The sequence below is a fragment of the Aquimarina ulvae genome, assembly GCF_053613295.3.
Genome location: NZ_JBSIBP030000019.1, coordinates 13,126 through 22,752 on the forward strand (window position 1 = coordinate 13,126; position 9,627 = coordinate 22,752).

Sequence of the window (9,627 nt, forward strand, 5' to 3'; positions counted from 1 at the left end):
TTCAATCCTTCTGAAACCGGGAGTATGATTGTTTATACAGATTGACTTACACGTAATTATATCTTCAATTTTTAAAGAAATGCTATACTATTCTTTTAGGATGAAACAATAAAAATGAAACATACATTGCCTTTCAATAAAGTGAGATTTTTTATAGTGTGTTGGTGTTATTTTGATCAAGTATAAAATTTATACGTAATATTTATATTGTCGATATTTAATTTTACTCTTATAACTGGAAAGTCTCTTTTATAGCTTGTTATATTTTAAAAATCATCGCTCATTGTTGCTGTCATGGTATCCTGAAAATAATTTTGTTCTAATAACTCCTCCTTATCTAAAATTTCATTGATATAATCCTCAATAATGAATGACTCGTTATGAATTACGGATTCCAAAAGAATTAGAAAATCATTTGCCAGATTATCAATATCAAACCTTTTAAATAAATCTGTATTATAAACAAATTGGCAAAGAATTTTTTCTTCTTTTAAATCAAAATTAAATGAAATATCATATTTACTTCTTATTGTATTTTCCTGATCGCTTTGGAATTCAACTATTTCTTTTGAAAATTTATTTTCCTGTTTAGTTAGATCATTAACAATAAGCATTACATCAAACAAAGGACTTCTAGATAAATCTTTTCCTTGTCTTAGTTCTTCAATTAAAGCGTCAAAAGGATATATTTGATGCTCAAATGATTCTAGTATTTCACTCTTAGTAGATAGTAAAAAATCTAGATACGTTTCATTAGTATCCAAAATCATTCTTTGCGGTAATGTATTTACATAAAACCCAATTTGATTTTTTAGCTCAGGATGCAACCTACCTGCTGCCGGACTACCTATTACTATGTCTTTTTGATATGAATATCGATATAATAACATACTAGTCACACACAAAAGGTTCATATAAACAGTAGTGTTTGTCCTGCTAGTTAAATCTTTAAATTTATCAAATAATGCAGGGGAGATCTCTTTTTGAATCATCGCTCCATTATATGTCTTAATGTTTGGGCGATCATTAGAAAGAGAAAGCTCTAGTTTTGGAATATCATCAGTAAATCTATCTATCCAATATGATCTATGAAACTGATAACCTGACTCTTTTACTTGTTTGTTTTGCCATATCGTATAATCCTTATACTGTATCTTTAAGTCTAAAAGATTAGGTTTTTCATTATTTTTATATGCTTCATAATATGTTAAAACATCTTCTGCTAAAACACCTTGCGACCATCCATCACTAATAATATGATGTAAGTTATAATAAAATATAAATTCATCATCAGAAACTTGTATCAAACAGGACCTTATTAAAGGGCCTTGTTCCAAATCAAATCTTTTGTGAGAATCACTATTTATATAAGACTTAACAAGATCATACTTATTTTCTTTCTCTCTGAAATCTATAACCTCTATTCTAAATCTAGCATCTTTTTCAGAAAGAATGCATTGTCTAAATTCCCCATTATCATTCTCTCGAAAAACCGTTCTAAGGATTTCATGCCTATCAATCACAGCATATATTGCTTTTTTGAAACTTTCAACATCATGATAATCACCTTGCAGTGTTATATACGAAGGCATGTTATACGCTACAGAACTTTCTTCAAGTTGACTTAACATCAATAATCGTTGTTGTGCATCTGATATAGGGAAGTCAGCAGCATCTTTTGCCTTTTCAATAGAAATATATTCTCTCTTTTCTGATAACTCTATTAATTTTGCTTGTTCTTTGAGAGTTGGATTTGAAAATAGTTGTTTTAATTCTAACTTTACTTTAAAGCTTTTATGGATATTTCCTATGAGACGTGTAGCTTTCAAACTATGTCCACCAAGTTCAAAAAAATTGTGCTGAATTCCAAAATCACTGGTATTTAGTAATTCTTTCCAAATACCAAACAATTCAATTTCTATTTGATTTGAAGGTGCAATGTTTTCTATTAAATTTTCTGACAAATTTTCTAATGGAGATGGTAAGCCTGATTTATCAATCTTACCATTAGAATTCATAGGGATTTTGTCCATAATTACTATAAAAGCTGGTACCATATATTCAGGTACTTTGCTTGCAATATGTAATTTTATATCGCTTACCAACAAATTGTCGGAAACTGAAACGTATGCTACTATGCTTTTATCTCCATCTGGCATCTCGATTAACTTGATAGCACTTTGCGTAATCTCCTTTAGAGTATCAAGTTGTTTCTTTATTTCGTCTAATTCAATACGATACCCTCTAATTTTAACCTGATCATCTATTCTCCCCAAATACTCCATTTCGTCATTATCCAGGAACCTCACTAAATCACCTGTACGATACATTTTTCCATTTTTTCTAAATGGATCTGTTATAAATTTCTCTGCATCTAATTCTTCTCTATTTAAGTATCCACGTGCCACTCCTTCTCCAGCAACATATAACTCGCCTGGTCTACCATAAGGAAGTAAATGTTGCTCTTTATCTAATATATAGCATTGTGCAAACGATAGAGGCTTCCCTATAGTACTAACTGGCAGCATCAATGACTCTTGTGTTAATTCTTTATAGGTAACGTGGACTGTAGTTTCAGTAATCCCATACATGTTTATTAAGTTAACTTCGGGATGTTTTTCATTCCATATTTTTAACTTTAAAGGATTCAATGATTCTCCTCCAAATATGACATATCGTAGAGAAGGAATCTCTAATTTATGTTCGATAAAATTATAAAATGCGGATGGTGTCTGACTAAATATGGTAACTTCATTATTCTTCATTAATTTAGAAAGAGATTCTGGATCTCTTGCTTCCTGATCATTAATTACAACAAGGTTACCTCCACTTAGAAGACAGCCAAAAATCTCCCAAACAGAAAAATCAAAACAATAAGAATGGAAAAATGTCCAAGAATCATCAACAGAAAAATCAAATTTCTCGTTACAAGACTTAAATAGATTCATTACATTACGATGTTCTATCATGACCCCTTTAGGTTGTCCTGTTGTACCCGAAGTATATATAATATATACCAAATCACTTGGTAAAACCTTTACCTTAGGAGCATCTATCCCTACCTCTCCAATAGTTGAAGAGTTTTTATTAAGAAAATCTTCATCAATTATCAATTTACTAGAAGTGTCTGATAGAATAAATGATTTTCTTTCCTCTGGATAATCTGGGTTTACAGGAACATATGTAGCTCCACATTTAAGAACCGCAAATAATACAACGATAAGTTCTTGTGATTTAGGTAAAATGACGGTAATCGTATCACCTACATTTACATCAAAATTATCTAAAAGCATATTCGCTATTTGATTAGAACGCACATGCAAATCCAAATAACTCATACTCCCCCCAGACCAACTTAATGCTGTTTTATCTCCACACGCTAAGACCTGTTCCAAAAAACGATTTACAATTGTACTCTCTTCTCTTTCAAAATCTAATTTAGTTTTACTGATAAGATCAATCTCCTCATTACTAGACAGTAACGGGATATTTTTCAGTTTCGCTTCACCCCCGCTAACTATAAAAAACAATAGTCTTTGTATTAAGTTCAAAAGTGATTCTACAGTGTTTGAATTAAAATATAATCCGTTGTAGGTTAAAACAAGATCGTACTCTTTTTGATTCTTATTTACTAACAAATTAAAATCATATTTTCCCCATCCTTGATTAGAATCCTTTACATCATCTGAGTTAGAATTGTTTTGACTATTATCATCATAAACATATAAAATATCAAATAATGCCGTACGACTCATATCCTTTTTAGGGTTGATCTCACGAACCAATCTATCAAAAGGCATAGTCTTATAGTCCTCTGATTCTATCAATGTCTGATCAACAATATCACATAGTTCTTTGAGCCCTTTATCCGTTGGTAAAAACGAACGCAATACCACTAGATTTTCTATTGGACCTACTATGTTTTTGGTATTATCAGTACGCAAATCCATCAATGTTCCTATAACAATATCCGACAATCCTGTTAACCTCACAAGAGCCATTTTATACGCTGCCAAGAATAAGCTACGTTGACTAATATTTGATTTTTCACAAAATGAATCTATCCGATCTTGTCTTAATGAAAACTTTTTCTTTTTAGCTTTATATAGATGAACTTGTTCTCGTTCTTTATCCGTAGGAAAGTATAATACTTGTAAATCTTTTAATTTTGATTTCCAGTAAAAAGTAAGTGACTCTAAATCATCTTTTGTTAAAGCGTTTTGCCAATTAGAAAAATCCCGATATTCTAAACTTTTATCAAGGATTATATCTGCATTATCAATAATTTCTGTAAATTCTTTCTTTACAATTTTTAAACTTTTACGGTCGATAATTGCATGATGAAAGATGAACAAAAAATCTGTATGATCATCTTTGTTATCAAAGTATATTTTGAATAAATAGCCAGAATCAAAATCAAACGGTTTTTGACGAAGTTCTTCCTCTCTGTTTTTTAGTTCTAGTTCTTCAATACAGACTGTTTCACTAGCGAAATGATCTATTCCAGAAATTTTTTGAAAAATCTGATCTTCTTCTTTTAAAAAACCTGTTCGTAATATACTATGGCTTTCAACCAATTTAACAATTGCTGCTTTTATCGACTCTTTTTCAATTTTTTTATTCACTTTAAAAAACAAAGGAATATTATGATAGATTGGTCCTCCTACATAAAGGTCATTTTTCTCAAAGTGGTCAATAAACCACAGCCGTTGTTGGTGATATGAACTTAGGTTTTTCATTATTTTTGGATTAAGAACTATTTTTATAAACTTGATATGTACTGGAATGTATGTAGTCTACATCCCCACCTTAGTTTTTTGTATTAAAAACTATTAAATTATCTATCAAGACCTTATATATTAAAATTGATTTTTAAGTTTCTAAAACTGGAATATTGTAAGAGAGAAAATCTATTTTAAATTCCGAAGACAGGAATTGTTTTCTTATCTATAAGATTTATAGTATTGATATCTTTTTCTGAATTTTTCAGTAAAGCTTCAACACATTTACAAAAACGTTTAGCTAATATTGAGACTTCTTTTTTGTCGAATATGGCAGTTTGATATTCTATAGTGTACGATATTTTATTTTCTTCTTGATATATATAAAAACAAATAGGAAATTTACTTTTTTTCAGTTCTTGATGCTGAGATTCAAATTTAAATTTTTCAAAACCTCCCCTTTTATTTGACTCTTTAGTGCGGTTAATAACATTTAAGCAAATATCAATTCTATCTACCAAATTGAACCCATTAATTGATTGAAAATCATCAATAATAGCATCAAAAGGATAAAATGATGAATCGATCATATTTATTTGATCTTCTGATGATTTTTGTAATAGCTCCTTAATTTTACTAAAAGGATTAACATGCACATTATAAGGTAGTAAGTTAAGATACAAACCTACTTGATCCATTAAATCAGGGTGATTTCTCAAACTAACCGGAACACTAATTAGTATATCTCGCTGTCCACTAACTTTATGAATTAAAACTCCTAATGCCGAAGCTATCAAACTCATTAATCCTCTATTATTATTTTTACAATATATCTCAATATCTTCTCTTAATGTTTGATCAAAAACTTGTGTAAAATGAGCTCCACAAACATTATCAATATCTGTATCTTTATGCCATTTTTGTTCTTTTTTGATATGTTGAAGATGTGTTTTCCAAAAATTACTTTGAGCTGTAAACTCCTTATTATTTATTCTGTTTTTGATCCATTTCACATAATCCTTGTATTGAACTTTAAGTTTAGGGAGTTCAATATCTTTTCCTTTATGAATCTGATCATATACGTATGCCAACTCTTTATTCAAAATTGCATCCGAACTAAAATCACCAATGATATGATGCATCATATATGACAAAATATATTGTTCTTTGTTTTTTTGAATTAGCAATATTCGAAAAAGTGGCGATTTATCTAATTCAAATACAAACTCATTAAACGATTTCAGCAATTCATTAATATTCTTTCCGATTAATTGATCTTGAGAAATGTAAGTTATTACAGAATTAACATCTATATGATCACTAATGTATTGTACTATATTGCCTTTTTTGTTCGTGGAAAACGACGTCCTAAGTGCTTCATGCCTATCCAACAGATATGCTACTGATTTTTTGAATACCTTTACGTCAAACTGCCCTTCTATTTCATAAACAGTTTCTATATTATGTGCCTTTGACCCTGAATTGGTCTGTGATGCAACCCACATTCTTAGTTGCTCATTAGACATCATATACCCGTCGTTTTGGGGCTGAATAGGAGTTATTTTATTTAAATTAATTCTGTTTTTGGACTTAAACAATATACTTAATTGATGTATTGTCATATTGCTATAAAGTTCTCTAGTCGTAATCGCTATATTGAATTTTTGATTGATCTTATTAATCAATACCATCATATTCAAACTATGCCCTCCTAATTCGAAGAAATTATCTGTAACTCCTATATTTTCTATCCCCAGTACTTCTTCCCAGATAATTACTAATTCCTTTTCCTCTTTTGTAACGGGTGCTACATATTGACTCCTAATTAGATGTTTTTCTGTTACTTTTGGAAATGTTTTTTTATCAATCTTACCATTTGCTGTCAAAGGAAAATTTTCTAATTCTACATAATAACTAGGAATCATATATTCTGGTAACTTATAACTCAATAAAGTTCGCAATTCCTGCATATTGTGTTCATCATTTTTTACCAAGTAAGCTACAAGCACTTTTTCTCCTTCAATATCTATATCAACTACTACTGCTTGGTGAATTGAAGTCATGCTAACCAAAGCGTTTTCTATTTCCCCAAGTTCAATGCGGTGCCCTCTTATTTTTACCTGATTGTCTTTTCGGCCAACAAACTCTATTGAACCATCTGATAGCCAATTACCTAAATCACCTGTTTTATATAATCGAGTCCCCTTAAGAAATGGATTATCTATAAATTTCTCCTTGGTTAATTTTGACTGGTTTAAATATCCTCTTGATAGTCCATTTCCAGAAATACATATTTCTCCAACGACACCTATTGGTTGTAATTCCATACTATCAGATATAATATAAATCTGAGTATTGTTTATCGGGCGACCTATAGGAATACTTTCTCCTGTGCGGTTCTTAAGATCAAAACTAGTAGTTACTACAGTATTTTCTGAAGGACCGTAGTTATTAAAAATCTTAAGGCCTTTAATATTTTCTGGTAATTTAAGAGCTTCCCCTCCCGTTAAAACAATAGTATTTTTTAGTACCGTATTCTGGATTACAAGTTCTTCACAAATTTTAGTTGGTAAATACGTATGTGTTATTTTATGACCTATTAAAAAATTTATTAGTAGATTTATATTATATCGCACCTCTGGATTAGAGATAGGGTATAACGTACCTCCAGATACTAGATATGGATAAATCTCCCATACTGAAGCATCAAATCCGATACCTGAATATAAGCTACCTCTGCTTGATGCATCTACATTATATTCGGAAACATGCCAAGAACATAAATTCAATAAACTTTTATGTTCAATCATTACTCCTTTTGGTTTTCCAGTGGACCCAGACGTATAGATTACATAGGCTAAGTTTGATTGTTTTATCTCAATATTTGGAAGCGTCTTTAATAAGTTTTCTTGTTGATTAAATTCTCTTAATAAATTTTGATCAATTGTAACTTTACAATTACTATCTTGCTCTATATAAGATATTCGTTTTGCGGGATAACTAGGATCAATAGGAACGTAGGCTGCACCTGTTTTCAAAACCGCTAATAGTGAAATAATCAACCATTCACTTCGATCCAATTTCACACCTACCAAATCTTCCACTTGTAGATTATAACGCTGTAATAAATAATGAGCCAACTCATTAGAAACCTCATCCAATTCACCATATGTAAATTCTTTACTCTCATGAATTACAGCAACATACTCTGGATTTTTTGCCGCTTGCGCTACAAATAAATCTATAATAGAGGTATCTGAAATATTAAAAGAGGTATCATTAAAGTCATAAAACAACTGGTTCTCTTCTGAGGCTTCTAAGTAATTGAGTTTGGCTACATCTTTGTTCGGGTTATTTATTCCTTGTGTGATAAAATTACCTAAATGAGTACATAATCTTTCAATAAAGCCTAACTCATAAACATCTGTGTTATATTCTAAATGCAAGGATAATTGTGCTTCTTTTTCTGAAAAAATAAAGCTCATATCAAATTTGCTAAATGATGTATGCTTATTTGGGTAAGGTGATATTTCAACACCATTCAACCTCATACCATCTGATGTCAGTAATTCTTGTTGGTTTTGCAATACTACCATTACATCAAATAAAGCTGATCGACTAACATCTCTTTTTATCGATAATTCATCAATTAGCCTGTCAAAAGGATACTCTTGATGTGAATATGCATTTAGTAAGGTGGTCTTCGCTATGGATACTAAATCTTTAAAACTGGTAGATTCTTCAAATTCTGTTCGAATTGCCAGCGTATTTAAATATAATCCTACCTGATTTTCTAAATCTGCATGTTCTCTTCCTGCAACAGGTGTTCCCAGGATTATATCTCTAGTATTTGTATATCGGTAAAACAATCCATTTACTCCAGCCATAAGCACCATAAATAAGGTAGTCTCATTTTGCTTGGCATATAGGTTTAATCGAGATGTAGTTTCCTTTGAAAATGAATATGAAATATAAGAGCCATTATAGGTTTTTATATTAGGTCTTACTTTACTAGTTGGAAGCTCTAAAACGGGCAAATCTCCTTTAAACTTATCTAACCAAAAAGATTTAGATTTTTCTAATTCTAAACGTTTAGAAGTACTATTTTGCCATTCTGCATAATCCTTATATTGAATTGACAATGTTTGTAATGTTATTGTTTCTTCTGAAACCAAGCTGTTATAAATCGATATAAACTCTCTACTCAACACTCCCATTGACCATCCATCACCAATAATATGATGCATATTAAGCATTAAGACATGTTTTTTATCCGATATCTTAATTACTTCTGCTATAAACAATGGTCCTTTCTCTAGATTAAACACATGTTCCTGAACAGCTTTTAATTGACTTTTTAATACCTTATCTGAATCATTATTACTTAAGTCCAAAAATTTCAACTTCCCTAAATATTGTTCTACGGGAATTATATATTGTCTTAATTCTTTGTTTTTATCTTCAATAAAAATAGTCCTTAAGCTCTCATGCCTTTCGATTAACTTTAGAAATGCTATGGATAACTTACTAATATCTAATTCTCCCGAAAATTGAAATGCATCAAAAATATTATAGGCAGTATTACCTTCATCAAGTTGGCTCAATGCCCAAAGACGTCTCTGAGAAGAAGTTAATGAATAATACTCTTTCTTTTCTGCCGAGGGTATAACCTCTGATGAAGAAAGCAGCTTCATTAATTGGTTCTTGTGAGCTTTAATATCTTCAATAATTTCAGTGGACAACGTACCTTTAGGTGCATTAATTTTGATACTACCGTTATCTACTTTAAGGCCAACTTTTAATGACTCTAATGTATTTATTAAATTATCTATCACAATATTTGGTTTTCAAGTTACTCTGAAATGCAATTACAAATTCCAACAGTGCATAATCATCGTTTGGTGAT

General features: G+C 30.5%; 2 protein-coding genes. Both read right to left on the reverse strand.

The features are described 5' to 3' along the window. Positions 1-266: 266 nt before the first annotated feature. Positions 267-4,739: a non-ribosomal peptide synthetase gene (locus tag ACWGOQ_RS23330; protein WP_452060280.1), complete on the reverse strand. Its 4,473-nt coding sequence runs from the start codon at positions 4,737-4,739 to the stop codon at positions 267-269. Positions 4,740-4,915: 176 nt separating this feature from the next. Then, a complete protein-coding gene (locus ACWGOQ_RS23335) occupies positions 4,916-9,556 on the reverse strand; it encodes a non-ribosomal peptide synthetase (RefSeq protein WP_452060281.1) in 4,641 nt (1,546 codons plus the stop codon). Positions 9,557-9,627 lie beyond the last annotated feature (71 nt).